Below are 25,826 nucleotides of genomic sequence, written 5' to 3'. Positions count from 1 at the left end.
GGATCAAGTTCAGTTCGTCTTCGACGGCATCTCGCCGGCGGGCTCCGCCGGGGCGTCGAGTGCGTTCTCCTTGCGGAACGACTCGTAGACCTGGAGCAGCACCTGCTTCTGCTGCTCGTTGATGGACGGGTCGGCGAGGATGACGGCGCGCGTCTCCACCTCGTCCCGGTCCCGCTCATCCAGGATCCCGGCCTGCACGTACAGCGTCTCCGCGGAGATCCGCAGCGCCTTGGCCAGCTGCTGGAGGATGTCCGCGCTCGGCTTGCGCAGCCCGCGCTCGATCTGGCTCAGGTACGGATTCGACACTCCCGCCGCCTCGGCCAGCTGCCGCAGCGAGAGCTGGGCCTGCCGCCGCTGCTCGCGGAGGTATTCGCCGAGATTTCCGACGTTGAGCGATGCCATGCCCCGATCCTGCCGCACCTTGCTAACTTTTGCAAGCAGATGCTTGCTACAGCTCCCACTCGCGCGAGCCGTCGCGGTCCCAGCGCAGGGCGGCGACCGTGGCCGGGAGCGCCACCAGGGCCGAGATGAGCACCGTCATCGCGACCGCCGCCCAGCCGTCCCAGATCCGGCCCGCCGCGAACCCGGCCACCAACGGTACGGCCACCACACCCACGGCCTTCGCCGGGCCGAAGGAGACCCGGGGTGCGAAGGGCCGCCCGGCCGCGGCACGACGGGCCCGCCGCGCACTGCCGAAGCCGGCGACGAAGGCCAGGGCCGCCAGCCAGACACCGACCAGCGTGAACCCGGTGGTCATGGCGGCGTCCTCGTCCGGCAGCCCGGGCAGGGTCTCGCTGACCGCGCCTCGGCTGACGGAGACCTGGATGTCGCGCCAGGTCCTGACCTCCACCTCGTCCCCCGGCTCGATGAGCTCCGCCAGCTCCCCCTGCCGGTCCAGGTTCAGCGACCGGTTCGCGGGGGCCGGAACGGGCGGCCGGAGCATCACCCGGAACACCTTCGCCCGTCCGCTCTTCGCCACCTCGGCGGACTCGACGGTCCCCAGGACCGTCCGCAGGCAGTCCGCGGTGTCCGGGGCGTCACGGCTGTCCCCCGCCACCCCGCCGGCGCCGCACGGCGGCGCCGTCAGGAAGGCCCGTTCGTCGGCCACCTGCCCGGAGACCCACAGGCCGGGGCCCAGGGAGCCCGTCAGCAGCGCCACCCCGATCAGCGCCCAGCCCGCCGCTCCCAGCCACGTCCGTCCCGTCCGTACCGTCGTCATCCCCGCCCCCTCGTCGTCCTGCCCCCATGGAGCCACGCGTGGCGGACCGCCCGTCAGACCTGCCGACGGCAGCGTTGCGCCCCCGTCCGGCTGCCGGGTCCCGGCAACGCTCAGCCGACGGGGCGCTCGTCGTCCTCGTCCTCGTCCGTGGGGGTGTCCCAGGTGGCCAGGCCGGTGCCCGCCGCGGTCGTGACCTCCAGGACCCGGCAGCCCATCCGCTCCACGGCGGCGAACAGGCGCTGCCGGACCGCCCCGCTGTCCTCGGGCGGGAAGTCGATCCGGATCTGGTGGGGCCGGTCGGTGTCGTAGGTCAGCTGCCAGTCGGCGCCGACGGTCGCGAAGTGGTCCTGGCCCGACCCGTCGCGCTCCGAGCGCCAGGAGCCCCGGTCCGCGGTCGGGGCCAGCGCCCCGCGCAGGACGCGCAGGCGCTCGTCGTGGACGAGGGGCCCATCGGAGAGCACCAGGCACCGGTGGGTACGGGGACGGAACGTGTTGAACCACGGCGCCAGCCCCGGCGGCATCCCGCCGAGCAGGCGCAGTGCGACCTCCCCGGCGGCCCAGCTCGTCAGGAACTCCGCCGCGCCCATCGGCCGGGTCTCGTACCAGCCCTCGCTGCTCCACACCACGACGGGCCACTCGCCCGCGGGTCCCCCGGTGCGCCAGCACAGCCGGTCTGCGTCCATGGTCGTGCCCCAGACCAGCAGCCCGCCCGGTTCCGGGTGCAGGGGGTACGGGTACCGGTCCGGGTCCACGTCCACGGGGTCCGGCCCGTATGCCGTCTGCCACTCGATGCCGTTGTGCGCGTTCGTGCCGAAGGGCGTCCGGAGGTAGAGCAGGTCGCAGAACTCCCCCCAGCCGTACGTCTCCACCAGCCACTTGTAGTCGTCGGGCAGCCGGACACCGAGTCCGGCCTCGACGGCCCGCCAGTCCCCGCGGGCGTCGACGGGCACGGCCGGCGGGGGTATCAGCCGCACCGTGCGCTCCCGTCCGGCCGCGGTGCTCGTGTGCGTCATGCGGGCAGGCTAAGCGGTGTCCGGATGTGACAGAAGGCCGTCATTGCCGTCATGGCCCGCTGCCGTGACCATGGACGCATGCCCACTCCCCACCGCGTCGTCATCGCGGTCTTCCCCGACGTCGACCTGCTCGACGTCACCGGCCCGGCCGAGGTCTTCGCCCTGGCCAACCGGGAGACCGGGGGCGCGGCAGGGTACGAGGTGCGGCTCGCCGCGCCCGACGCCGGGCCGGTCGTCACCTCGGCCGGGGTGCGCCTGGTGGCGGACCTGACCTTCGCCGGGGTGGGGGCCTCGGTGGACACGCTGCTGGTGCCCGGCGCCGTGGACATGGGACCGTGCGGTCCGGTGGCCCGGGTCGACGACGCGGTGGTGGAGTGGGTGCGGGCCACGGCTCCGCACGCCCGGCGGATCGCGTCGGTGTGCGTGGGGGCGCACCTGCTCGCGGCCGCCGGGCTCCTGGACGGGCGGCGGGCGACCACCCACTGGTCGACCGCGGCCCAGCTCGCCGCCGAGCACCCGCGGGTACGGGTGGACGCCGACCCGATCTTCGTCCGCTCCGGCCGGGTGTGGACCGGGGCCGGCATCAGCACCTGCATGGACCTGGCGCTCGCCCTGGTGGCCGAGGACCACGGCGAGGAACTGGCCCTGGCCGTGGCCCGGCAGCTGGTGATGTACCTGCGCCGGCAGGGCGGCCAGAGCCAGTTCAGCGTGCCGCTCAGCCGTCCGGCGGCGGCCCGCCGCGACATCGACGAGCTGCGGGTGTTCATCACCGAGCACCTCGACGGGGACCTGTCGGCGGCCGCGCTCGCGGGGCGCATGTGCCTGAGCGAGCGGCACTTCGCCCGGGTGTTCCGCCAGGAGACCGGTACCAGCCCGGCCTCCTACGTGGAAGCCGCCCGGGTGGAGGCGGCCCGGCGCCTGCTGGAGACCACCGACGAGCCGTTGGAACAGGTCGCCTCGGCCAGCGGACTGGGCTCGGTGGAAACGCTGCACCGGGCCTTCCGCAAGCAGATCAACACCACCCCGGCGTCCTACCGGCGCCGCTTCCGCACCCTTTCCTGACCTTCCGTACGCGAACCCGCACGCGAACCCGCACGAGCCCCGGCCGTCGGCCCGACCCGCGAGGGCGGTTCCGCCGCGCCCGTTCACCACCCGAAATGGAGTGTTTCACCCATGAATGCGTCCCGTACCCTGCGCGACATCAGCGGCCTCGACGACACCCTGCCCCGCCTCGCCGACACCACCCTGATCATGATCGATTTCCAGAACACCTACCGCACCGGCGTCATGACCCTCGACGGCGCCGAGCCCGCCCTCGCCGCCGGAGCCCGCCTCCTCGCCGCCGCCCGCGCCGCCGGCGCGCCGGTCGTCCACGTCGTCAACGACGGGGGCGAGGGCACCCCGTACGACATCCGCGCCGAGATCGGCGCCATCAGCCCCGAAGTGGCCCCCGTGGCGGGCGAACCGGTCGTGGTCAAGCAGGTCCCCGACGCCTTCCACGCCACGGACCTGGAGAAGACGCTGCGCGAACTGGGCGCGGGACCCGACCTGGTGCTGGCCGGGTTCATGACCCACATGTGCGTCACCTTCACCGCCCAGGGCGCCTTCAACCGCGGCTACCGGCCCGCCGTCGTCGCCGAGGCGACCGCCACCCGCGCCCTGCCCGCACCCGACGGCGCCACCGTGCCCGCCGCCGCCCTCCAGAGCGCCGCCCTGACCACCGTCGCCGACCTGTTCGGCGTCGTGGCCCCCACCGTCGGCCACCTCACCCGCGACTAGGACGCCTGCGCGCGGACGCTCCCGATCACCACCGTCGCGTACAGCTCCTCCGAGGTGAGCGCCCTGGTCTCGAAGCCCGCCGAGGTCAGGGCCGCGGCCGTGACCGGGCACTGGCGGGCGCTCGTCTCGATCAGCAGGTGCCCGCCGGGGGCCAGCCACGGCAGTGCGCCCGCCGCGACCCTGCGGTGGACGTCCAGCCCGTCCGCGCCCCCGTCCAGGGAGACCAGCGGCTCGTGGTCCCGGGCCTCCGGCGGCATCAGGGCGATCTCCTGCGTCGGGACGTACGGGGCATTGACCACCAGCACGTCGACCCGGCCCCGCAGCCCCGCCGGGAGCGCCCCGAACAGGTCGCCCTCCCACACCGCGCCGCCGTACGGGGCCACGTTGCGCCGCGCGTACGCCAGCGCCGCCGGGTCGACGTCCGCCGCGTGCAGCTCCACCCCGCCCGGCGCGCGCGCCGCCACCGCCGCGCCCAGCGCGCCGACCCCGCAGCACAGGTCGAGCACCACCGCGCCGGGCCGGGTCAGCGCCACCGCCTGCTCCACCAGGAACTCGGTACGCCGGCGCGGCACGAAGGCACCCGCCCCGACCTCCATGCGCAGCCCGCAGAACTCCGCCCAGCCCACGACGTGTTCCAGCGGTTCGCCGGCCACCCGGCGGGCCAGCATCTGCGCCAGGTGACCGTCGTCCCGGGCCGCCCCGACCAGCAGGTCCGCCTCCTCCTCGGCGAAGACGCAGCCGGCCGCACGCAGGGATTCCACCAGTGACTTCAAATACCTCTACCTCAGTCCTCGTTCACCGACGGTGCTTCAGTCCAGCACCGTGACGTCCACCTGCTGCAGGCGTTCGGGATCCGCCAGGATGTCGATCGCGACGATACGTCCGCCGCTGACCGTGAGCCCCATGACGGCGACCGCCTTGCCCTCCGGAGTGATCGTGACCAGCCCGGGCACCCCGTTGACCAGCGCCGGGCGCGCGTACGGCGCCAGCCGCTGGAAGGTGAGCGCCTGACGGGCCACCGCCTGCGCCCCCAGAGCCGTTTCGGACAGGTCCACGCGCAGCACGACGTCCGGGTCGAGGACCGCGATCAGGCCCTCGAAGCTGCCGCCCCGGGCCGCGGCGAGGAAGGCCCCGACGATCTCCTTCTGCCGCCCCGTGCCCACGTCCGGGGCCGGTGCCCCGCCCTGCACCCGCCGGCGCGCCCGGCTCGCCAGCTGGCGGGCCGCGGCCGGGGTCCGCTCCACGATGGGCGCGATCTCGTCGAAGGGCACCCCGAACATGTCGTGCAGCACGAACGACAGCCGTTCCGCGGGCGCCAGTTGCTCCAGTACGACGAGCAGCGCGAGCCCCACCGAGTCCGCGAGCAGCACCTCCTGCTCCGGGTCCATCCCGTCCGGCGGGCTCAGCAGCGGCTCCGGGAAGCCCACCGCCCCGTCGAGGGACTCCTCGCGGCGCGCCTTGCGCGAACGCAGCTGGTCCAGGCAGACCCGGGCGACGACCGTGGTCAGCCAGCCGCCGAGGTTCTCCACGGCACGCGTGTCCGTACGGTCGAGCCGGAACCAGGCCTCCTGCACGGCGTCCTCGGCCTCGGACAGCGATCCGAGCATCCGGTAGGCGACCGCCCGCAGGTGCCCGCGCTTCTCCTCGAACTGCTCCGCCAGGTACGCGCTGTCGCCGGTCATCCCGGTCCCCCTCGTCCGTCCGTCCGTACGCCGGTGCCGCAGTGCACCGGTGCCCCTTCACCGCCCTGACGTACTGCGGACCGCCGATGTGACGGGGCCGGAGCAGGAACCGCCGCCGCGGCTCAGAAGACGTCCGGGCACCAGGGCCTGCGCCCCGTACGGAAGACCGCGTCGGCCAGCACGAGCGCCCCGGGCCGTTCCTCGCTCACCCGGCCGAGCGCGGCCAGCCGCGCCGCGGACTCGTCACCGAGGTAGAGGGAGCCCAGCGCGGCCACGTCCAGCCGCAGGTCCGCCGCGTCCCCGGTCCGCGCGCAGGCACCGGTGCCCGCGTCCAGCCGGTAGCGGCCGTCCGCCAGACCGTCCGCGTCGGTCACCTCCAGGACGAGGACCCCGGGCACGGCGTACGTCCGCGCCCGCAGCGCCGCCTCGACGTCCAGCAGCCGCACCCACAGGAAGTCCGCCGAGGTCAGGGGACGCGCCGACCGGGCGTCGGGGAGCAGGTGGGCCACGAGGTCGTCGGGGGCCCGCAGGCCGGTGCGGACCTTCAGCACCCAGTCGATGGAGCACAGGAAGTGCCACAGCGCCCGCTCCGCATCCGGGGTGACCGCGATCAGGTCCGTGACCTGGACGGTGTTCAGCGGGACCTTCGCATCCGTCCAGTGGTCGTCGGCCCGGTAGGAGACCAGCCCGGCGACCTCACCCGCCGCCGTCCGGTACACCGCGTGGAACTTCTCCTTGTACGGGCGGTACGAGATCTCCTCCCGCCCGGTCGCCAGGTCCCACCAGCGCGCGTCACGGTCCACCACCCCGGGCACGGCCGCCCGCAGCCGCTCGTGCAGCTCCGGGCCCACCCGGCGCACCTCGGCCACGTCCACCAGGTCGATGCGCCCGCCGTCCGCGGGCGCCGGCCGGCGCCGGTCGAGCCCGGTGCGCGGTACGTCGATCTCCCACTCCGCGGCCAGCGCGGCGGGCCCGTAGCCGTACCGCCCGTAGATCGGGTACTCGGCGGCGATCAGCGTCGACAGGACGTCGCCGCGCGCACGGGCCGCGGTCAGCTCGGCGGCCATCATCCGGCTCAGCAGGCCCTGGCGGCGGTGCGTGGGCAGCACGGCGACGTTCGAGACGGCACTGGCCGCGACGGCCGCACCGCCCGGCACGGTCAGCTGCTGGGAGAAGGAGCGGAAGGTCGCGACGCACCGGCCGGTGACGGTGTCGAAGCCGCCCAGGAGACGGCCGAGGTCGCTGTGCGCGGCCCGCTGGGCGACATCGGAGGCGGTGACACCGGCCGCGCTCAGGAACCCCTTGTTCAGGGTCGTCATCCACTCGGCGAGTTCGGGTTCGGCGATCGGCCGGACGTCAGCGCTCATGACCGGCCACGCTAATCGGCGCACCGGCCCGCGTCGCCCGAATTTTCCCCGGCCCGGCCCGGCGCGTCCCGCCGCGTCCCGCCGCGCCCCGCCGCGCCCGCCTCGGCCCGCCGCGGCTCAGGCCAGCAGGTCGTCCACCTGCGCCTCGCCCTCCCGGTAACGCCGGGTGATCTCGGCGCTGCAGTCGTCGACCGTCCGCTGGAGCTGCTGGCGGCGGCGCGAGACCTGCTGCTCGTACCGCACCAGCCGGCCCATCCCGTCGTACAGCTCGGCGTCCGTGCGGGCGCCGAGGTCCGACAGCTCCACGTCGGAGAGCATCTCCGCCGCCAGCACCCGGTACTCCTCGCTGTGCGGGGTGCCGAGCGTGACGTGCCGGGCCGAGGCGCTGCGGGTGGAGGGGGCGTCCGCGAGGATCTCCGACAGCCTGTCCACGACCGGGCTCTCGGGGTCGCTGCGCCGGGCGAGTTCGGCCCGCAGGATGTCGATGCGGCCCTGGAGCAGGCGGCGCACGTAACTCAGATCGGCCTCGTCGCGCTGCGCGTCACGGCGCAGGGCGCGCAGTTCGGGCAGGCCGAGCGAGCTGGTCTGCGCCGCCGGCGGCTGCGTGTCGGCGGTGCGCTGCGCGGGCGGTCGTACCGCGGCAGCTGACACGGAGGCGGGTGAAGCAGGTACGGAGGTACCAGAAGTATTCATACGAACGAGTCCGTCCCCTCGACCGGTGCGGCGCACCCGCACCGCCTGCGTGCATCGTGCCACTCTCCGTGGGCACCGTGCAGTCCCACTCCACCCGATCGGCCCCGGACGGGTGCACGCCTGGTACACAGGTGGTATGCGAGCAGTGGTGCAGAGGGTGGACGGCGCGAGCGTGGTCGTGGCCGGTGAGACGGTCGGCGAGATCGTCGGCGAGGGGCTGTGCGTCCTGGTGGGGGTGACCCACGACGACACGCCGGAGAAGGCCGCGGTGCTGGCGCGCAAGCTGTGGTCGGTGCGGATTCTGGAGGCGGAGAAGTCCTGCAGCGACGTGGACGCGCCGCTGCTGGTGATCTCCCAGTTCACCCTCTACGGAGACGCCCGCAAGGGCCGCCGGCCCACCTGGAACGCGGCCGCGCCTGGCCCCGTCGCGCAGCCCCTGGTCGACGAGGTCGTCGCGCAGCTGCGGGCGCTGGGGGCGACGGTGGAGACGGGCCGGTTCGGCGCGGACATGAGGGTCTCGCTCACCAACCACGGCCCGTTCACCATCGTCATCGACGTCTAGGGCCTGTCAGGGCGCGACGACTACCTCCTGCGCGGCGGCCGTCTTGCCGACCAGCAGCGGGGCGTCCACCGGAACGTTCCTCTTCACCAGGGCGAGCGCGATCGGGCCCAGCTCGTGGTGGCGGACGGCCGTGGTCACGAAGCCCAGCTGGCGGCCCTCCTCCCCGTCCGCGGCGAGCCGGACCGGGGTGCCGTGCGCCGGGAGCAGCACCTCGGAGCCGTCCAGGTGGAGGAAGACCAGGCGGCGCGGGGGCTTCCCCAGGTTGTGGACGCGGGCGACCGTCTCCTGGCCGCGGTAGCAGCCCTTCTGGAGGTGGACGGCGCTGCCGATCCAGCCCAGCTCGTGCGGGATGGTGCGGTGGTCGGTCTCCAGGCCGAGCCGCGGCCGGTGCGCCTCGACGCGCAGGGCCTCATAGGCGAGCAGGCCCGCGGCCGGACCGTGCGCGGCGGCGAAGGCCTCCAGCTCGGCGCGGGGCAGGAAGACGTCACGGCCGTGCGCGGTCTCCCGCACGGCGTGCTCCTTGCCCAGCTCGGCGATGGACCCGGCCGGCAGGTGCACGACCGCGAACTCCGCGGTGCGGTCGGCGACTTCCACGCGGTAGAAGAACTTCATGGACTCCAGGTAGGCGATCAGCGCCTCCTGCGTCCCGGGCTCCACGTGCGCCCAGGTCGTCTCGCCGTCGTCGACGAGGTACAGCGCGTGCTCGATGTGGCCGTTGGCGGAGAGGATCAGCGCTTCGGTGGCCTGGCCGGACGGCAGCTCCGTGAGGTGCTGGGTGAGCAGCAGGTGCAGCCAGCTCAGCCGCTCCGGGCCGGTGACGGTGACGACTCCGCGGTGCGAGAGGTCGACGAAGCCGCGGCCGTTCGCGAGGGCACGCTGTTCGCCGTACAGCTCTCCGTAGTGGGCGGCGACGCCCTCGTCGCGGCCTTCGGCCTGCACGGCGCCGGGGAGGTGGAGCAAAGGGCTGGTCATGGGGCCAAGCCTACGACCCGGTCACGCGTTGGCGGCACGGTGTTTGGCGGCACATTTCTTGCAGAGCCCGAAGATCGCGAAGTGCTTCATGTCGGTCTCGAACCCGAAGGTGGTACGGAGCTTCGCGGTGAACTCGGCGGCGACGTCCACGTCCGCCTCGATGACGTCGGAGCACTCGCGGCAGACCAGGTGGATGTGGTGGTGCCGGTCGGCGAGGTGGTAGGTGGGGGCCCCGTGACCCAGATGGGCGTGCGAGACCAGCCCCAGCTCCTCCAGGAGCTCCAGCGTCCGGTACACGGTGGAGATGTTCACCCCGGAGGCCGTCTTGCGCACCTGGACCAGGATCTCGTCCGGGGTGGCGTGCTCCAGGGAGTCCACAGCCTCCAGGACGAGCTGGCGCTGGGGGGTCAGCCGGTACCCGCGCTGGCGCAGGTCCGTCTTCCAGTCGGTGCCCTCGGTGCCTTCGGAACTGTCGGTGCTCACCACCCGGCCAGTGTAAGCGCGCGAAGGGGACCGCGGGCTTCCCGCGGTCCCCTTCGTACACAGCCTGTGGGCGGATCCGCCGGCGTCAGCGGAAGAAGGCGATGCCGTCGTCCGGCATGTCCGGGAGGTTGCGCGCCATCTCGGCGACCTCCTCGGGCGTGACGACCTTCTTGAGCTGGGCCGACATGTACGGGCGCAGCTCGACGTCCGGGGTGGCCTTCTCGCCGACCCACATGAGGTCGCTCTTCACGTAGCCGTAGAGCCGCTTGCCGCCGCTGTACGGGCCGGAGGCCGCGGTGCGCGCGACGGCGTCCGTGACGATGTCGATCTGGGGCTTCTGGTCGGCGAGGTCGCCGTACCAGACCTCGACGACGCCCTGGTCACGGACCATGACGATCTCGACCTTGCGGTCCTTGTCGATGCGCCAGTAACCCGATTCGGACTCCAGCGGCCGCACCTTGTTGCCCTCGGCGTCGAGGACCCAGGTGTGGGAGGTGTACTCCAGGAAGTCCCGCCCGTCGTGGGTGAAGACGACCTCCTGGCCGAAGTTGCACTTTTCCTCACCCGGGAAGTCGAAGACGCCCGCGCCCTCCCAGTTTCCGAGGAGGAAGGCGAGGGGGACGAGGCCCGGGTTCAGGTCGGACGGGATCTGGATCATGAATGGCTCAGGCGATCTGTGGGAGGGGTTCCGGGGCGGTCAGCGGAGCCGGGGCTCAGCGCTGGCCCTGGTAGAGCTTCTTGACGGCCAGGCCGGTGAAGGCCATGACGCCGACGCAGACCAGGACCAGCAGGGAGGTGAAGACTGCCTCAAGCACGGGGTGCTCCTCGGAGGATTCGGTGCGGTGTACGGGCCGGTCCCCAAGCCTACTGGCCCGGGGACCGGCGCACTCTGCGAGGTGGGCCGTTCCCGGCGCCCCTCCCGGGCGTCAGCTCAGCAGCTGGCCCTGGAGGATCACCGTCTGGTGGAAGGGAACGGCGGGCGCCCCGTCCTTGCGGGACTGGATGACCACGCCCTGCACATCCCCCGCCTGGAGGCAGCCCAGCCGGGTCTGGGTGTCGCCGTGGGGCTTCTTCTCCTCGAAGAGGGTGACGTCGTTGACCTTGATGTAGTCGGCGAGGTTGTTGCGCTGGGAGCCCTTGGCCTTGGACCAGTCCAGGTCCGTACCGATGACGGAGGCTCCCACCAGCTTCGTGTCCGCGGCGCAGCCGGGGAAGAGGTCCCCGAAGCCGGAGGAGTGGAAGCGCAGCAGGTAGATCCGGGTGCGCGTGCCGTCCGGCATCGTCCAGGCCCGGCCGGTGATCTGCCGGAGCCCCTCGTACTCGAAGCCCTCCTTCATCGCGGCCCGGGCGTCGGGGACGTACTCCTCCAGGAAGGCGTCCGGGGTGACGACCCCGTCCTGGTCCGCCTTGAAGCCCTCGTCGGCCCCGGCGCCCTCGGGGGCCGGGAGCAGCAGCGCGGAGAGCGCGGCGAAGTGGGTGCCGTCCTGGTTGTCCGCGCCGTCGGGGAGCGGGGCGCCGGCCGGCAGCTCGGGCCTGGCCAGCACGGGGTACGACCAGCGGCCGTCGCCCTGGGTGGACAGCCCCGGGAGGTCGGTGCGCTCGGACTGGAGCAGCGTGTGGGCGACCCCGGCGCCGGCCCCCGCGAAGACGAGGACGGCCGCCGTCCAGCGCAGCGCGGCGAACAGGACGCGGCGCCCCTTGCGGGCCGCGGCGGGGGCGGGGACCTCGGCGGCAGCGGGTCCGGTCGCCGGGGCCTCGTCCTGCCGGACCGCGCCCTCGGCGCCCTCGGCGGCTTCCTGTTCCCGGACGGGGGCGGCGCCGGTGGTGATGGTGGTGTTCTCGGTCACGCGGACTCCCCCGGGGACTTCAGGTGCTTCAGCTGCTGCGTGAACAGGTCCGCGGACTTCTTCACGAAGTCCGTGGTCCCGTACGTCCGGAACGTCACCAGGACGTCCCCCTCGACGGCCACGCACTCGAGGGAATCGATCTTCCCCTTGTCCTTGTCCTTGGCCTCCTCGTCGACGACTGCGTACAGGGCGCACCGGGCCTCGGGGAAGCCTTCGATCTTCGGGGCCTCGCGGTCCTCGCCCAGCATCCCGAGGAGTTTCTTGGCGAAGTCGGAGAAGGAGGCCAGGGCCGCGGGATCCGCCTGGGTGAGGTGGATCCCGCTGACCACGCCGTTGCCCGCGAGGTAACTGCGCCCGGCCAGCCCCTTGAGCTTCAGCTCGGCCAGGGCCTTGTCCCGTTCCCCGCGCTCCTTGGCGGACAGCCCCGTGCGGGTGCCTTTGAAGCTCTCCGCGGCGCGCTCGCCCGACACGTAGAAGTCGTTGCCCTCCTCGTCCAGGTCCGGGCCGGCCTCGTACCCGCGGGGCAGGGGCAGCAGCCTGGCCACCAGGGCGTTCGGCGGGACGGTCGGGGCGGGGGTCGTCGACGTGGTGGAGTCGTCCCCGGCCGCCGCCCAGTACTGCGTCGGGGCGGTCCGGTCCGCTGCGTCGAGCATCTCCGCCGCCCAGAGCCCGGCGCCCGCGAGGAGCGCGAGTCCGAGGCCGCCGCCAGCCAGTGCGAACACGGTGCGCCTGCGCCTGCGGGGCGCCCGGGCCGGGGCTGCCGGTTCCGCGCCGGACGCGGTCACCGGGGCCTCGGCCGTCACGCTCTCGTCGTTCTGCTGCTCGCTCACAGCCGCTCCATCTGCCGCTTGGCGAGGTCGAGGAGCACGTCCTTGTCGACCTTGCCGCGGTTGTTGCTGTAGTGGATGTCGATGACGATGTCGCCCCGCCGCAGGACGGCCCGCGCACCGCGCATGGGGAGGAAGCCGGGCTCCTCACTGACCTCGGAGTCGATCCACGCGTGGCCGGCGCCCCCGGGGATCCCGGGAACTCCCATGCCGTCGTTCCCTGCGAAGCCCTTCTCGGACATGTACGAACCCTGGCTGGCCTGGAAGTTGTCCGCGCCGGCCCGCGCCCTGAACTGCAGCAGGGTGACGTCGACGAAGTCGCTGTCGCCCTGTTCCCACCGCCGGGACGCGATCCGCCGGATGTCGTCGACGACGAGGGCGCGCAGGCCCGGGCCGGGATGGTCGAAGAAGTCCGCCGCGAAGGAGTCCGGGGACACGTAGCCGGAGAAGCTCGTCCTGGCTCCGGCGGGCGCCTCGATCAGCAGTTGGGAGAGGTCTTCGTCGCTCTTGTGCCAGCGGTTGGCGTGGACCGAGCGCACGCTGGACGTCTCGTCCAGGGCCAGCGGTGCCGGGGCGTCCAGCTTCGGCTGGGCCAGCGGCGGGAGCGGGGTGGGGGCGCGGTCGTACTGGACGGCGTAGCCGGTGACCGTGCCCGCGAGGACGCCGAGGACGGCGGCGGCGGCGATCAGCAGGGGCGTACGGGCCCGGCCGCGGCGGCGGGCCGCGGGCTCGGGGGCCGGCGCGGGCTCCGGGTCGGGCTCGGGGGCCGGCGCGGGCTCGGGGGCCGGGGTCGGTTCCGGCGCGGGCTCCGGGGTCGGGGCCGGGTCGGGTGCGGTGGGCGGGGCCGGGTCGGGTGCGGTGGGCGGGGGCACGGGCGGAGAGTCCGAGTCCGGTCCACCTGCCTCCTCTTTCCGCAGGTCAGGTGTGGTCTGTTCAGATGACAACGAAAGTCCCCCCACAGGACGTCAGGCGCGGGTTCAGGTGCCCGCGTGTACATGACCAGCCCTACGGGGGAGCAGTTGTGCGGAATTGGATCACGTTTCCGTATCGCGGCGGCGGTTCAGTCCTCGCGGCGCCGCTTGCCGTCGAGCTCGTCCCACCACTCGTCGGACTTCTCGTCGCCCGAGGGGTCGTCCCACCAGCGGTCGTCCGGGCCGCGCCGGTTCGCGATCATCGCGGCGACCGGCGGAATGACCATGGCGACCACGCACAGGGCCACGGCCGCCTCCACCGAGAACAGCCGCACGAAGGACCAGGCGGAGACGAAGAGGAACAGGCATCCGCCCATGAGCAGGAAGTAGGAGCGCCGACGCCGCGCGTACATGTCTCCAGCGTAGGGCGGAAACGGAAAGGCGCGAAGGGCCGCACCTCGGTCCAGTGGCGTCCAACCCCCGGAGGTGCGGCCCTTCGGCCGGTCGATCAGTGTTCGAGCACGGTCGGTCAGACCGCGATCGCCACGTCCGTCACGCCGCCGGCCTCGGCGACCACGACGCTGCGGTCCGCCGTGGCACCCGGGACGAGCGCCCGCAGCGTCCAGGAGCCGGTGGCGGCGTAGAAGCGGAACTGGCCGGTGGCCGAGGTCGGGACCTCGGCGGTGAACTCGCCGGTCGAGTCCAGCAGACGGACGTAACCGGACACCGGCTCGCCGCCCTTGGTGATCTGACCCTGGATCGCGGTCTCACCGGGCTTCAGCGTGGCGAGGTCGGGCCCGCCGATCTGTGCTCCACACATGTTCTCTGTCCTGTCCTAGAGAGGTCGTACTGGCTACTACGGGCCCTGCGTGCCCGGCAGGGTTACTTGTTGGGGCCGAGCTCGATCGGCACGCCGACCAGCGAGCCGTACTCGGTCCACGAACCGTCGTAGTTCTTGACGTTCTCCTGGCCCAGGAGCTCGTGCAGGACGAACCACGTGAGCGCGGAGCGCTCACCGATGCGGCAGTAGGCGATGGTGTCCTTCGCCAGGTCGACCTGCTCGGCCTCGTAGAGGGCGGTCAGGTCTTCGTCCGACTTGAAGGTGCCGTCGTCGTTGGCGTTCTTCGACCACGGGATGTTGCGGGCGCTCGGCACGTGGCCGGGACGCTGCGACTGCTCCTGCGGGAGGTGCGCCGGGGCGAGCAGCTTGCCGGAGAACTCGTCGGGCGAGCGGACGTCGACCAGGTTCAGGGAGCCGATCGCGCTCACGACGTCGTCGCGGAAGGCGCGGATCGAGGTGTCCTGGGCCTTGGCCTTGTACTCGGTGGCCGGGCGGTTCGGGACGTCCTTGCCGTCGACCAGGTCGCGGGAGTCGAGCTCCCACTTCTTGCGGCCGCCGTCGAGGAGCTTGACGTCCTGGTGGCCGTAGAGCTTGAAGTACCAGTAGGCGTAGGACGCGAACCAGTTGTTGTTGCCGCCGTAGAGGACGACGGTGTCGTCGTTGGAGATGCCCTTGGCGGAGAGGAGCTTCTCGAAGCCCTCCTGGTCCACGAAGTCACGGCGGACCGGGTCCTGGAGGTCGCTCTTCCAGTCGATCCGGACGGCGTTGGTGATGTGGTTCTTGTCGTACGCGGACGTGTCCTCGTCCACCTCGACGATGACGACGTTCGCGTCGTTCAGGTGGGCCTCGACCCAGTCGGCGTCTACGAGGACGTCGCTGCGGCTCATGATGTTCTCCTCCGGGGCAGTGTGCGGCGGGGCTGTGCTGGTACGGCTGCGGACCTGCGGGCCGTGAAACCTGCTGGCTGCGGGTGGTGCTTGCGTGCGTCCGGGTACGCTCACCGGTCCTGCGCGGGGAGGCGGCAGGGATCAGGAGGCGGGTGCGGTCACGCGGGAAAGGCTGTCGTCCGGCTGGGTGGAGCGGATGCGCTCACAGGTCACATGGATCGACAGAGCATGGCGGCGACGCGACACAGGTCTACTGCCCGCCGCTTCGTGAGGTCCGCCTGCTGATGCTTCATAGCCATGGATCGTAGGGACGAATCAGCCGCCCTGTCACCGGCGTGTCATATTCCGAGACAGGATCGTCCGAATAGTGGGATACGAACGCCCCGGGCGGCCGCCGCGCCGCCCCCGGGGCGCCCCGTGGGGCCCGTCCATCTGCGGAGCGGACCCCTCCGTCTCACGATCCGGCCAGCACCACGTCCGAGCCGCCCAGCGTGAGGTGCACACCGGCCTCGTCCGAGGTCAGCGCCGTCAGCTGGAGCCCGGCCGGGAGGCCGTCGTCGAGCCTGCGGTCGAAGTCGGTCTTCTTGCGGACCATCTTCTCGATCCCCGGAATGCCCTCGCCCGGCACCTCGTCGGCGCGCACCCGGACGATCTTGCCGCCCTTGCCGCCCTCGGCGTCCACCAGGCTGACGCTGGACACCACGCTGCGCGTCAGGGACTTGCCGAGGACCTCGACGGTCGCGGTGACCTTCACCTTGTTCGGGGCCCCGCCGTAGGTCAGCGTCGCACCGGTCTGCGAGGCCGCGGTGAGGTCCGCGTACGTGATCAGCGCGGAGCCCTCGGCCCGCTCGGCGGTGCCGCCGGTGTAGTCCCCGTTCAGCTTCACGCCGTGGAAGCGCGCGGTGAGCTCCGACAGACGCGTCTTGCGGCCGTCCGCCGTGGCGTCCACGCCCTTGAGGCGCAGGTCGACCCGGTCCAGGTCGTGGCTGAGCGCCTGGGTCAGGAAGGGGAAGCCGTGTATCTCCACGTCGGTGCTGCCGGACAGCCCCTGCCGGGCCTGTATCCGGTCGGCCAGCCGGTTCTCGGCGTAGCCGACCGCCCAGCGGTCCACCCCGGCGAGCAGGGCCCCCAGCACCACGACGACGATCACAAAGATGCGCAGGAAACGCACGCGTCCCACCCCCTACTAATCGGTACGTGCGTTCTAGTTGACCATGCTCGGCCGTGAAGCGGCCGTCAGCCCACCACCCGGCCGATCAGGTAGACGGCGGGTGCGGCGGCCGCCAGCGGCAGCGCGACACCGGCCGTCATGTGCACGAACTTCGACGGGTAGTCGTACGCCGCCACGCGCAGCCCGATCAGGGCGCACACCCCGGCGGCCAGCCCGAGCAGCGCCCCGCCGCCCGCCCCGACGGTCAGCCCGCCGACCGCGATGCCCGCACCCGCGGCGGAGGCCAGCGAGACGCCCACCGAGGGCGCGGTGGGCAGCGGGAGCGCGCGGGCGAAGACGGCAGCGGCGACGGCCGCGCCGCCGACGGTGACGGCTTCGGAACCGGCGGCCAGATAGCCCGCGCAGACGATGGCGAGGGCGGCCGAGGCCACGGAGGCCATCAGGCCGTACATCCGCTCGTCCGGATCGGCGTGGCTGCGCAGCTGGAGCACCAGCGTGAGCAGCACCCAGGCGCCGAGCGTCCCGATGATCGCGCCGGGGCCGTACGGCCGGTCCACCGCGAGCACGGCGGCATCGGCGACGAGGGCCCCGAGGAAGGCCAGGGCGATGCCCTGGCGGGCCGGCCACATCCCGTTGAGACGGAACCAGCCGGCCGCGGTGAGGCCCTGGAGCGCGATCAGCGGCACGAGCAGGGCGAACTCCCCGAGGGCGGCGGCCACGGCCAGCAGCACCCCGAGGGCGGCGGTCAGCAGGGCCGACTGCGGACCCGGGTCGATGATCGGCGAGAGGCCTTCGGCGCGGGCCTGCGCGGGGTCGACCGCGCGGATGGTGTTGCCCGCGAGGGTCGGCGGCGACCAGGCCGGCTCCTCACCCGGAGCCGGGGCCGGAGCCGGGGCGGCGTGGGCCGGGGCGGCGTGGGCGCCGTGAGCACGGGCCGGGCCCTGGGCAGCGTCGGCCGCCGGGCCGGGGTAGGGCGGCAGGTACGCCGTCTCCTCGGCCGAATGCGGGGCCGGGGCCTGGGCAGGTGCCGGCTCCTGTGGCGGCAGGTACGCGGTCTGCTCGGCCGCGGAGACGTCCGGCCAGGGCGAACCGCCCCGGGACCAGTCCTGGACGGGCGCCTGGGCCTGGGGGGCCTGCGGGGCCTGGACCTCGTCGCGGAACCAGCCGTCCGCAGCCGCGCCCTGCTGCTGCTGACCGGCGTCCTGGTACGGCGGCAGGTACGCGGTCTCCTCGGCCGAGGCCTGGGCCGGGGCCACGGGCTCCTGGTACGGCGGCAGATAGGCCGTCTCGGCCGCCAGGGACCAGTCCTGGGCGGGCGCCGCAGCCTGGGCCTGGGGGGCCTGCGGGGCCTGGACCTCGTCGCGGAACCAGCCGTCCGGAGCCACGCCCTGCTGCTGCTGACCGGCGTCCTGGTACGGCGGCAGGTACGCGGTCTCCTCGGCCGGGGCCGGGGCCGGGGTATGGGGGGCCTCGTCCCGGAACCAGCCCTCGGGCGCCACCGGCTGCCCGGGCACCGCGCCCAGCGGCGGGTGCACCGGCTGGTAGCCGGTCTCCCAGGTCTCGGCCTGCCAGGTCTGGGTCCCGTACGGATCCTGCTGGTACTGCTGGTACTGCTCTTGCTGTTGCTGTTGCTGTTGCTGTTGGTGCTGCTGCTGGTGCTGCTGCTGCTCTTGCTGTTGCTGCTGTTCCTCAGGCGTGCTCGGTGTAGTCATCGGGTTCCGCTCACCCGCCCGCGAACGGCGGGAGCACCTCGACGGTGCCCCCCTCGGTCAGCTGGACGGCATCGTGCGGGCGCTTGCCCACGGGCTCGTCGTTCACGAGGAAGGAGCAGCGCAGCAGGACCCGGGTCAGTTCCCCGGGGTGGCGTTCCCGCACGGCGTCGAGCGCCTCGGCCAGTGTCCGCGCCGAGTACGGCTCCTCCGCCGTCTTGGCCGCGGCCTTGGCCGCCGCCCAGTAGCGGATGGTTCCGGTTGCCACTGCAGCTCCTATCGTCGGCTCTCTACCGTCGGCCTCCATGATGACCCCTCCCCGCCCCCGCCCCGGCGTGCCACCGCGCGCCCCGTGTGCGCCCACCCGGCCCGGCGGGGGTCCACCCATACGGTGAAACCGGGTCATAAACGGGCTGCGGGCGTGGCACGAACCACAGAAGTGGAACCCGTCGGGGCCTCGGCCTCGAAAGCACCGGTGGGCTATTCTGCTGGCGTGAGGATCCGGGCAACGTTGCCCCCGGGTCCTTTTGTGCTTTCAGCACGTTGAACGAACCGAGAACAGTGGCGTCCGTCCGGGCCCCAGGGCGCGGGGCCGTACGGACGCCGTACGAGACGCACCACGTACGAAGCAGCACGTCCTCGACGGGACCGAGGAGGAACCGACGTGATGGACCAGCGAAACGTGCTTGACCGGCCGACCGGAACGGGGCGGGGTGGTCGGGCATGAGCTCACTCCTGCTGCTCACCAACGCACTGCAGCCGTCCACCGAGGTGCTGCCCGCCCTCGGCCTGCTGCTGCACAGCGTCCGGGTCGCTCCCGCCGAGGGCCCGGCCCTCGTGGACACCCCGGGCGCCGATGTCATCCTCGTGGACGGGCGCCGCGACCTGCCGCAGGTGCGGTCGCTGTGCCAGCTGCTGCGCTCCACCGGTCCGGGCTGTCCGCTGATCCTCGTCGTCACCGAGGGCGGCCTCGCGGCCGTCACCGCCGACTGGGGCATCGACGACGTCCTCCTCGACACCGCCGGCCCGGCCGAGGTCGAGGCACGGCTGCGGCTGGCCACCGGCCGTCAGCAGCTCGGGTCCGACGACTCCCCGATGGAGATCCGCAACGGCGACCTCTCGGTCGACGAGGCCACGTACTCCGCCAAGCTCAAGGGGCGGGTGCTCGACCTCACCTTCAAGGAGTTCGAGCTGCTCAAGTACCTCGCGCAGCACCCCGGCCGGGTCTTCACCCGCGCCCAGCTGCTGCAGGAGGTCTGGGGCTACGACTACTTCGGCGGCACCCGGACGGTGGACGTGCACGTACGGCGCCTGCGCGCCAAGCTCGGCCCCGAGCACGAGTCGCTGATCGGCACGGTCCGCAACGTCGGCTACCGCTTCGTCACCCCGGAGAAGGTGGAACGGGCCGCCGCCGAGGCCGCGGCCCAGGCCGCCGCGAAGACGGCCGCGCAGAGCGCGGCACAGACCGCTCCGCAGGCAGCCGCGAAGACTCCCGCGGCCGTCACCCGGTCGGCCGAAGACCCTGTGAGCATCCACTCCTCAGGACGCCCTGCCCAGAGGTAGGTCACCCCGCGTAGACTTCCGCGCGTGGCCAAGGTGACGCGGGATGACGTGGCGCGACTTGCGGGTACCTCTACCGCCGTCGTGAGCTACGTCATCAACAACGGACCCCGGCCGGTTGCCCCGGCCACGCGCGAGCGTGTCCTCGCCGCGATCAAGGAACTGGGCTACCGCCCGGACCGGGTCGCCCAGGCGATGGCCTCGCGGCGCACCGACCTCATAGGCATGATCGTCCCGGACGCCCGGCAGCCCTTCTTCGCGGAGATGGCGCACGCGGTCGAACAGGCCGCGGCCGAGCGCGGGAAGATGGTGCTGGTCGGCAACTCCGACTACCGCGACGAGCGCGAGGTCCACTACCTGCGGGCCTTCCTCGGCATGCGGGTCTCCGGCCTGATCCTGGTCAGCCAGGGCATGAGCGAGCGCGCCGCCTCCGAGATCGAGGCCTGGGACGCCCGGGTGGTGCTGCTGCACGAGCGGCCCGAGGCGATCGACGACGTGGCCGTGGTCACCGACGACATCGGCGGCGCCCAGCTCGCCACCCGCCACCTGCTGGAGCACGGGCACCCGTACGTCGCCTGCCTCGGCGGCGTCGAGACCACCCCGGAGGTCGGCGACCCCGTCGCCGACCACGTCGAGGGCTGGCGCCGGGCCATGCTGGAATCCGGCCGCTCGGTCGAAGGACGGCTCTTCCAGGCCCCGTACAACCGCTACGACGCCTACCGCGTGGCCCTGGAGGTCCTGTCCGGCCCGGACCGGCCGCCGGCCATCTTCTGCGCCACGGACGACCAGGCGATCGGCCTGCTGCGCGCGGCGCGCGAGCTGCGCATCGACGTGCCCGGGGAACTGGCCGTGGCCGGTTTCGACGACGTCAAGGAGGCGGCCCTGACGGACCCGCCGCTGACCACCATCGCCTCGGACCGCCCGGCGATGGCCCGCGCGGCGGTGGACCTCGTCCTGGACGACGGCCTGCGCATCGCCGGATCCCGCCGCGAACGCCTGAAGCAGTTCCCCTCGGCCCTGGTGATCCGCCGCTCCTGCGGCTGCCGCTGACCGCTGCGCCCGGGCCCGCGGGTCCGGGCCTTATTCCGGGCATACGCGGTTCTGTCGGGCTTCTCAGACCAGGCTCAGGAAGCTCTCATCATCGGCGGCCACAGTCATAGTCATGACCGACAGCTTCCGCCGCGAAGGCGAGTACCCGCAGGAGAGCCCGACCCAGCACGCGCCCTTCGGCGAGGACTGGCAGCGGGGGCGCGACCGGCTGGCGCAGGACGCCGCGGCCGGGGCCTACCCGCCGCCGCCCTCGTACCCGCCCGCCGCGCCGGGCTGGCACGAGGCGCACCAGCCGCCGGTCCTGATCGGCGAGACGGTCCCCCCGAGCATCCCCGGCGGCCCCATCGGCCCCGGCGGCCCGGCCCACGCCGCCGCGCCCGCGCCCCGTGCCAAGCGCCCGGTCGCGCTGCTGGCCGCGGTCGCCCTCGCGGCGGCACTGATCGGCGGCGGCACCGCGGCCGCCGTCCAGCAGCTGACGGGCTCGCACGGGAGCTCCGGCGGCGGAGTCAACGGCACCAACGTCTCGCAGTCCGGCAACGGCACCGTCACCGGCGTGGCCGAGCAGGTCAGCCCCTCCGTGGTGCGCATCGACACCGGCACGGCCTCCGGGCAGGGCACCGGCTCCGGCATCGTCCTGAGCGCCGACGGCGAGATCGTCACCAACAACCACGTCGTGAACGGCGCCTCGCAGATCCAGGTGACGACCAGCGACGGCAAGAAGTACAACGCCAAGATCGTCGGTACCGACCCCGACAAGGACCTGGCCCTGATCAAGCTGGAGAACGCCTCCGGGCTCAAGCCGGCCAAGCTGGGCGACTCCGGCGGCCTCAAGGTCGGCGACCAGGTCGTCGCGATCGGCTCCCCCGACCGCCTCACCGGCACGGTCACCAGCGGCATCGTCTCCGCGCTGGAGCGCGAGGTGAACGTGCCCAAGTCGGAGCAGCAGTCGCCCCAGCGCCAGCAGGACGGGGGCGGCTGGCCGTTCTCGTACGGCGGCCGGCAGTTCAACGGGGACACCGGCTCCGACACCACGTCGTACAAGGCCATCCAGACGGACGCCTCCCTGAACCCCGGCAACTCCGGCGGCGCCCTCGTCAACATGAACGGCGAGATCGTGGGCATGCCCTCCGCGATCTACTCCCCCTCCAGCAGCGGTTCCGGCGCCGGCAGCGTGGGCCTGGGCTTCGCCATCCCGGTCAACACGATCAAGGCCGACCTGGACTCCCTCCGCAAGGGCGGCCCCGGCGGCGCGGGCGGCGGATCCGGGACGAACGGCAGCGGGAACGGCAACACCGGGCTCGGCACCACCTTCTGACCGCGCCGTCCCTGGCCGGTCCGCCGCCGCCCGCGTGCGACGCTGGGGAGGGTCTCCGTGAAGGCGCCCCGCGCCCGCGCGGGGGCCGCGGAGGCACGGCCCGGACGACCACGACCATCCCTGGGGGAGCACCCATGAATCCCGCCGAAGGCGACCAGCAGCGCGTCCTCGTCGTCGACGACGAGCCGGCCGTGCGCGAAGCCCTGCGCCGCAGCCTGGCCTTCGAGGGGTACGCCGTGCAGACCGCCGTCGACGGGCTCGACGCCCTGGACAAGGCCGCCTCGTACGCCCCGGACCTGATCGTCCTGGACATCCAGATGCCCCGTATGGACGGGCTGACGGCCGCCCGCAGGCTGCGCGCCACGGGCAGCGTCATACCGGTCCTGATGCTCACCGCCCGCGACACCGTCGGCGACCGCGTCACCGGCCTCGACGCGGGCGCCGACGACTACCTCGTCAAGCCGTTCGAGCTGGACGAGCTGTTCGCACGCGTCCGCGCCCTGCTGCGCCGCAGCTCCTACGCCGCCCCGCAGGCGGGCCCCGACGGCCCCGAGGACGTCCTGTCCTTCGGCGACCTGCGGATGGACCTCGCGACCCGCGAGGTGCGCCGGGCCGGGCGCCCGGTGGAACTGACCCGGACCGAGTTCACCCTGCTGGAGATGTTCCTCGCGCACCCGCGCCAGGTCCTGACCCGCGAGCAGATCCTGAAGACCGTGTGGGGCTTCGACTTCGAGCCCAGCTCCAACTCCCTGGACGTGTACGTGATGTACCTGCGCCGCAAGACCGAGGCGGGGGGCGAGCCCCGGCTCGTCCACACGGTGCGCGGGGTGGGCTACGTCCTGCGGGCCGGCGAGAGCGGGCCCGAGTGAGCCCTGTGGCCGGGTTCCGCGCCCTGCCGCTGCGCTCCCGCCTCGCCCTGCTGGTCACGGTCGCGGTGGCGCTCGCGGTGGCCGCCGTGGCGGCGGTGTCCTGGGTGATGGTGCGGACCCAGCTCCGCGACCAGCTCGACAGCTCGCTGCGCGCCACCAACGCGGAGGCGCAGGCCAACCAGGTGGTCCGGTCGATCGGCTGCGTGTCCGTCTCCGGCAGCGCCCTGCCGGAGCGGCCCGCGAACAACCTCAGCGCCCAGGTGCAGATCGTCCTGCCGGACGGCGGCCACTGCTGGGTCGACGGCCGCAGCACCCTGCGGATCAGCGACACCGACCTCGCGGTGGCGCAGCGGCGCCGCGGGTCGGCGCTCTACGACACGACCACCTCCGACGGGGTCCCGATCCGCGTCTACACCCAGCCCGCCCTGCTGGAGGGACGGGCCGCCGCACTGTCCGTGGCCAAACCGCTGGCCGACATCGACAAGCCGCTGTCGACCCTGGCCTGGGTGCTGCTCCTGGTGTGCGGGATCGGGGTCGTCGGGGCGGGCGCGGCCGGTCTGTGGGTGGCCCGGACCGGGCTTCGGCCGGTCGACGAACTCACCGGTGCGGTCGAGCACATCGCCCGCACCGAGGACCTCACCGTACGGATCCCCGACGAGGGCGACGACGAGATCGCCCGCCTGTCGCGGTCCTTCAACTCGATGACGGCGGCCCTCGCCTCCTCCCAGGAGCGCCAGGCCCAGCTGATCGCGGACGCCGGGCACGAGCTGCGCACCCCGCTGACCTCGCTGCGGACGAACATCGAGCTGCTGGCGCGCAGCGAGGACACCGGCCGGGCCATCCCGCCCGAGGACCGCAAGGAGCTGCTGGCCTCGGTGAAGGCGCAGATGACGGAGCTCGCCGCCCTGATCGGCGACCTCCAGGAGCTGTCCCGTCCGGACGCGGTCTCCCCCGGCCCGCTCGGCGTGGTGGCCCTGCACGAGATCGCCGGGGCCGCGCTGTCCCGGGCCCGGCTGCGCGGGCCGGAGCTGACCTTCACCTCGGACCTGCGGCCCTGGTACGTCCGGGGCGAGGCGGCCGCGCTGGAGCGGGCCGTGGTCAACGTGCTGGACAACGCGGTGAAGTTCAGCCCGCCGGACGGGGCGGTCGAGGTGACGCTGCGGGCGGGCGAGCTGACCGTACGGGACCACGGGCCCGGCATCCCGGCGGAGGACCTGCCGCACGTCTTCGAACGGTTCTGGCGGTCCCCGTCGGCCCGCGCCCTGCCGGGCAGCGGACTGGGCCTGTCGATCGTGGCCCGCACGGCTGCCCGGACGGGCGGCAGCGCCGAGCTGCGGGCGGCGGCGGACGGCGGCCCGGGCACGGAGGCGGTGCTCCGCATCCCGGGGGCGCCGAACCCGCCGCCGGACGGCCCGTCAGTTGTGCCGGATCAGTGAGGCGACCAGGCCGGAGCGGGTGTTCGGGAAGTCCATCGGGACGATGCCGAGCCCGGTCCGGCCCGCCAGCTCCCCGCCGTCGACGAAGGCGTGCACCTGCGGGTTGAGGCGGTCGGAGTTCCAGCGCGGCGGCATGTAGGCCGCGGTGCTGGTGTAGTTCACGAAGAGCTTGCCGGGCTGCTGGACGGCCTTGCGGAAGTGGTTCTCGATGCGGCCGCGCTTGGCGAACGGCTCGGTGTTGTAGTCGTCCTGGATGTCGAAGACGTTGCCGTCGCCGTAGCGCAGGCCGGGCAGGCCGCCGTTGTCGGCGAGCAGGACCACCTTGCCGCGGGCCTGCCCGAGCGAGGGCAGGGTGTCGGAGATCCGGAAGAGCGGGCGCCAGCCCCGGTTGTCGAGGTAGTCGTCGAAGACGGCGCGGAAGGTCGCGTCGCTGTCCGTGGAGTACTCCTGCTTGACCCGCATCAGGAGGGTCTCGGAGGGGTGCGCGGCGAGGAAGTTCCAGCAGGCGACGAGCACGTCGCCGAACATCAGGTTCTGGTAGAAGGAGCCGTGGTGGATCGCGAACGACCCGCCCGTCACCCGGCAGCGGACGTCGAGGAAGCGGATACCGGAGTCCAGCTGTTCGGCGATCGAGGTGTTCTGGCAGGCCACGTAGAGCCCGCCGTGGCGGGCGCCGGCGTCGTGGGTGCCCGGGATGGTCATCCGCTGCAGGGCCGTGGAGTCGGCCAGGCCCGCCATCCAGTCCTGGGTGCCGAGCGTCCGCGCGGGCGCCGGGGCGGTTGCCGCCGCGGCCGGGCCTGCCGTTCCCAGTCCGACGGCGGCCGTCGCCGCCAGCGCTCCGGCGCCCGTGAGGAACGTCCGCCGGTCCAGTGCCATGCTCATGCCCGCCCCTTTGCCGACCCAGTGGTGGGACCGGATTATGGCGTGCGGAACCAGCCTTTACTACCCGTCGGTAGGCACTACTTCTCCAGCAACTCCGCCATCCTGCGCAGCCCTTGGGCCAGCTCCCGCCCGTCCGGCGCCTGCTCGGGGTCGGTCAGGCACTGCACCATCACCCCGGCCAGCAGCGCGACGTGCACCGACCCGAGGGACCGTACGTCCTCCTCCGCCACGGCCTCCTCGGACACCCCGCGCAGCTGGGCCGCGACCGTGCGCCGGGACCGGCGCTGGCCCTCGGCCAGCACCGCGAGCAGCTCGGGCGAGGACTGGGCGTGCACGAAGGCCTCCACGGAGGCGATCCACAGCCAGCGCATCTCGCCGAAGTCCTGGATCTTGCGGTCCCACATGTCGGCGTAGCGCGCCCCGGCGGATTCCCCCTGGCCCGCCAGGCGCCCGGACCCGGCGGCCCACTCGTCCATGGCGGCGAACAGCGCCTGGTTCAGCAGGGCCTCGCGGGAGCCGAAGTGGTAGCCGATCGCGGCCATGCTCACCTGCGCCGCGGAGGCGATGTCGCGCACGGTCGTGCGCAGGTACCCCTTCTCCTCCAGGCAGTGGCGCGCCCCGGCCAGCAGGTCCTCACGATTTCCCATGCCGGGATCGTATCGGCGAGCGTCTTGGGCAAGCGCCCAATACAAACGTATTGCGCGCTTGCCCAAATCCTGGCACGCTGAAGCACACCTGCAGACCTCGGCAG

Annotated in this window: 30 protein-coding genes; 8 read left to right on the top strand and 22 right to left on the bottom strand. The window is 73.0% G+C overall.

All coding sequences use genetic code 11. From position 1 onward, the window contains the following. Positions 1–9: 9 nt before the first annotated feature. The 3 genes from IO30_RS0121755 to IO30_RS0121745 form a co-directional block, all read right to left on the bottom strand. Positions 10–402 (bottom strand): helix-turn-helix domain-containing protein, encoded by a 393-nt coding sequence (locus IO30_RS0121755; RefSeq protein ID WP_031145220.1) that lies wholly within the window; start codon positions 400–402, stop codon positions 10–12. A 46-nt stretch (positions 403–448) separates the two neighbouring features. After that, positions 449–1,219 carry a hypothetical protein gene (locus tag IO30_RS0121750; RefSeq protein ID WP_031145219.1) on the bottom strand — a complete coding sequence of 257 codons (771 nt, stop codon included), beginning with the start codon at positions 1,217–1,219 and terminating at the stop codon, positions 449–451. A 110-nt stretch (positions 1,220–1,329) separates the two neighbouring features. After that, positions 1,330–2,232, bottom strand: a complete 903-nt coding sequence (locus IO30_RS0121745; RefSeq protein ID WP_031145218.1) for an SMI1/KNR4 family protein — start codon at positions 2,230–2,232, stop codon at positions 1,330–1,332. Between the two features lie 78 nt (positions 2,233–2,310). Here IO30_RS0121745 and IO30_RS0121740 point away from each other — a divergent pair, with 78 nt between their 5' ends. Next, the gene (locus IO30_RS0121740; protein WP_031145217.1) at positions 2,311–3,294 is read left to right on the top strand and encodes a GlxA family transcriptional regulator; all 984 of its coding nucleotides are present in this window, start codon (positions 2,311–2,313) and stop codon (positions 3,292–3,294) included. Positions 3,295–3,405: 111 nt separating this feature from the next. Then, positions 3,406–4,011, top strand: coding sequence for an isochorismatase family protein (locus IO30_RS0121735; protein WP_031145216.1), 606 nt, complete (start codon positions 3,406–3,408; stop codon positions 4,009–4,011). On the opposite strand, the gene IO30_RS0121730 is transcribed toward IO30_RS0121735, so the two are convergent. The 4 genes from IO30_RS0121730 to IO30_RS0121715 all read right to left on the bottom strand — a co-directional run bounded on the left by IO30_RS0121730 (position 4,008) and on the right by IO30_RS0121715 (position 7,753). Continuing rightward, positions 4,008–4,775: a putative protein N(5)-glutamine methyltransferase gene (locus IO30_RS0121730; RefSeq protein WP_245234194.1), complete on the bottom strand. Its 768-nt coding sequence runs from the start codon at positions 4,773–4,775 to the stop codon at positions 4,008–4,010. The two genes, IO30_RS0121735 and IO30_RS0121730, sit on opposite strands and share 4 nt — an antisense overlap. Positions 4,776–4,820: 45 nt before the next feature. After that, on the bottom strand, positions 4,821–5,693 hold the full coding sequence (locus tag IO30_RS0121725) for a sigma-70 family RNA polymerase sigma factor (RefSeq protein ID WP_031145214.1): 873 nt from the start codon (positions 5,691–5,693) through the stop codon (positions 4,821–4,823). A 122-nt stretch (positions 5,694–5,815) separates the two neighbouring features. Beyond that, the gene (locus IO30_RS0121720; RefSeq protein WP_031145213.1) at positions 5,816–7,060 is read right to left on the bottom strand and encodes a GNAT family N-acetyltransferase; all 1,245 of its coding nucleotides are present in this window, start codon (positions 7,058–7,060) and stop codon (positions 5,816–5,818) included. 117 nt (positions 7,061–7,177) lie between these two features. Then, positions 7,178–7,753 carry an RsiG family protein gene (locus tag IO30_RS0121715; protein WP_031145212.1) on the bottom strand — a complete coding sequence of 192 codons (576 nt, stop codon included), beginning with the start codon at positions 7,751–7,753 and terminating at the stop codon, positions 7,178–7,180. A gap of 136 nt (positions 7,754–7,889) precedes the next feature. Between IO30_RS0121715 and dtd the strand changes: the two genes are divergently transcribed. Next, positions 7,890–8,315, top strand: coding sequence for a D-aminoacyl-tRNA deacylase (gene dtd, locus IO30_RS0121710; protein WP_031145211.1), 426 nt, complete (start codon positions 7,890–7,892; stop codon positions 8,313–8,315). Between the two features lie 6 nt (positions 8,316–8,321). Here dtd and ygfZ read toward each other — a convergent pair whose 3' ends face one another. The 13 genes from ygfZ to IO30_RS0121645 form a co-directional block, all read right to left on the bottom strand. Then, positions 8,322–9,287 (bottom strand): CAF17-like 4Fe-4S cluster assembly/insertion protein YgfZ, encoded by a 966-nt coding sequence (gene ygfZ / locus IO30_RS0121705; RefSeq protein WP_031145210.1) that lies wholly within the window; start codon positions 9,285–9,287, stop codon positions 8,322–8,324. 21 nt (positions 9,288–9,308) lie between these two features. Continuing rightward, positions 9,309–9,770, bottom strand: a complete 462-nt coding sequence (locus IO30_RS0121700; RefSeq protein ID WP_031145209.1) for a Fur family transcriptional regulator — start codon at positions 9,768–9,770, stop codon at positions 9,309–9,311. Between the two features lie 85 nt (positions 9,771–9,855). Next, a complete protein-coding gene (locus tag IO30_RS0121695) occupies positions 9,856–10,428 on the bottom strand; it encodes a heme-binding beta-barrel domain-containing protein (RefSeq protein WP_031145208.1) in 573 nt (190 codons plus the stop codon). A 268-nt stretch (positions 10,429–10,696) separates the two neighbouring features. Further along, a complete protein-coding gene (locus tag IO30_RS0121685; protein WP_202205111.1) occupies positions 10,697–11,617 on the bottom strand; it encodes a hypothetical protein in 921 nt (306 codons plus the stop codon). After that, positions 11,614–12,447 carry a hypothetical protein gene (locus tag IO30_RS0121680; RefSeq protein ID WP_078904788.1) on the bottom strand — a complete coding sequence of 278 codons (834 nt, stop codon included), beginning with the start codon at positions 12,445–12,447 and terminating at the stop codon, positions 11,614–11,616. The genes IO30_RS0121685 and IO30_RS0121680 overlap by 4 nt, the downstream gene beginning before the upstream one ends. Continuing rightward, complete coding sequence (locus tag IO30_RS46440; RefSeq protein WP_051902488.1) at positions 12,444–13,316, bottom strand: hypothetical protein; 873 nt, start codon at positions 13,314–13,316, stop codon at positions 12,444–12,446. Before IO30_RS46440 ends, IO30_RS0121680 begins: the two co-directional genes overlap by 4 nt. Positions 13,317–13,504: 188 nt before the next feature. Then, positions 13,505–13,768, bottom strand: a complete 264-nt coding sequence (locus tag IO30_RS0121670) for a DUF3099 domain-containing protein (RefSeq protein WP_031145204.1) — start codon at positions 13,766–13,768, stop codon at positions 13,505–13,507. A 116-nt stretch (positions 13,769–13,884) separates the two neighbouring features. After that, the gene (locus IO30_RS0121665) at positions 13,885–14,175 is read right to left on the bottom strand and encodes a DUF1416 domain-containing protein (RefSeq protein WP_031145203.1); all 291 of its coding nucleotides are present in this window, start codon (positions 14,173–14,175) and stop codon (positions 13,885–13,887) included. A gap of 62 nt (positions 14,176–14,237) precedes the next feature. Then, entirely contained in the window at positions 14,238–15,083 is an 846-nt protein-coding gene (locus tag IO30_RS0121660; RefSeq protein ID WP_031145202.1) for a sulfurtransferase, read from the bottom strand. A 209-nt stretch (positions 15,084–15,292) separates the two neighbouring features. Next, entirely contained in the window at positions 15,293–15,376 is an 84-nt protein-coding gene (locus IO30_RS48150) for a putative leader peptide (protein ID WP_350206375.1), read from the bottom strand. A 161-nt stretch (positions 15,377–15,537) separates the two neighbouring features. After that, positions 15,538–16,254, bottom strand: a complete 717-nt coding sequence (locus tag IO30_RS0121655) for an LmeA family phospholipid-binding protein (RefSeq protein WP_031145201.1) — start codon at positions 16,252–16,254, stop codon at positions 15,538–15,540. A gap of 65 nt (positions 16,255–16,319) precedes the next feature. Next, on the bottom strand, positions 16,320–17,966 hold the full coding sequence (locus tag IO30_RS40745; RefSeq protein WP_373316473.1) for a hypothetical protein: 1,647 nt from the start codon (positions 17,964–17,966) through the stop codon (positions 16,320–16,322). A 10-nt stretch (positions 17,967–17,976) separates the two neighbouring features. Further along, a complete protein-coding gene (locus IO30_RS0121645) occupies positions 17,977–18,231 on the bottom strand; it encodes a MoaD/ThiS family protein (RefSeq protein WP_031145199.1) in 255 nt (84 codons plus the stop codon). 455 nt (positions 18,232–18,686) lie between these two features. On the opposite strand from IO30_RS0121645, the gene IO30_RS0121640 reads away from it, so the two are divergent. The 5 genes from IO30_RS0121640 (at position 18,687) to IO30_RS0121620 (ending at position 24,193) form a co-directional block, all read left to right on the top strand. After that, positions 18,687–19,526, top strand: a complete 840-nt coding sequence (locus IO30_RS0121640; protein WP_031145198.1) for a response regulator transcription factor — start codon at positions 18,687–18,689, stop codon at positions 19,524–19,526. A gap of 24 nt (positions 19,527–19,550) precedes the next feature. After that, positions 19,551–20,573 (top strand): LacI family DNA-binding transcriptional regulator, encoded by a 1,023-nt coding sequence (locus tag IO30_RS0121635; RefSeq protein WP_031145197.1) that lies wholly within the window; start codon positions 19,551–19,553, stop codon positions 20,571–20,573. A gap of 112 nt (positions 20,574–20,685) precedes the next feature. Beyond that, entirely contained in the window at positions 20,686–21,888 is a 1,203-nt protein-coding gene (locus tag IO30_RS0121630; protein WP_031145196.1) for a S1C family serine protease, read from the top strand. Positions 21,889–22,022: 134 nt separating this feature from the next. Further along, a complete protein-coding gene (locus IO30_RS0121625; RefSeq protein WP_031145195.1) occupies positions 22,023–22,757 on the top strand; it encodes a response regulator transcription factor in 735 nt (244 codons plus the stop codon). Further along, positions 22,754–24,193: a sensor histidine kinase gene (locus tag IO30_RS0121620; protein WP_373316475.1), complete on the top strand. Its 1,440-nt coding sequence runs from the start codon at positions 22,754–22,756 to the stop codon at positions 24,191–24,193. Before IO30_RS0121625 ends, IO30_RS0121620 begins: the two co-directional genes overlap by 4 nt. Here IO30_RS0121620 and IO30_RS0121615 read toward each other — a convergent pair. Both IO30_RS0121615 and IO30_RS0121610 read right to left on the bottom strand, forming a co-directional pair. Beyond that, complete coding sequence (locus IO30_RS0121615) at positions 24,173–25,075, bottom strand: phosphatidylinositol-specific phospholipase C (protein WP_031145193.1); 903 nt, start codon at positions 25,073–25,075, stop codon at positions 24,173–24,175. The genes IO30_RS0121620 and IO30_RS0121615 overlap by 21 nt on opposite strands. 77 nt (positions 25,076–25,152) lie before the next feature. Beyond that, the gene (locus IO30_RS0121610) at positions 25,153–25,722 is read right to left on the bottom strand and encodes a TetR/AcrR family transcriptional regulator (RefSeq protein ID WP_031145192.1); all 570 of its coding nucleotides are present in this window, start codon (positions 25,720–25,722) and stop codon (positions 25,153–25,155) included. Positions 25,723–25,826: the final 104 nt, after the last annotated feature.

Source organism: Streptomyces xanthophaeus (genome assembly GCF_000725805.1).
Lineage (GTDB): Bacteria > Actinomycetota > Actinomycetes > Streptomycetales > Streptomycetaceae > Streptomyces > Streptomyces xanthophaeus.
This window is presented reverse-complemented; position numbering and strand designations above follow the sequence as displayed.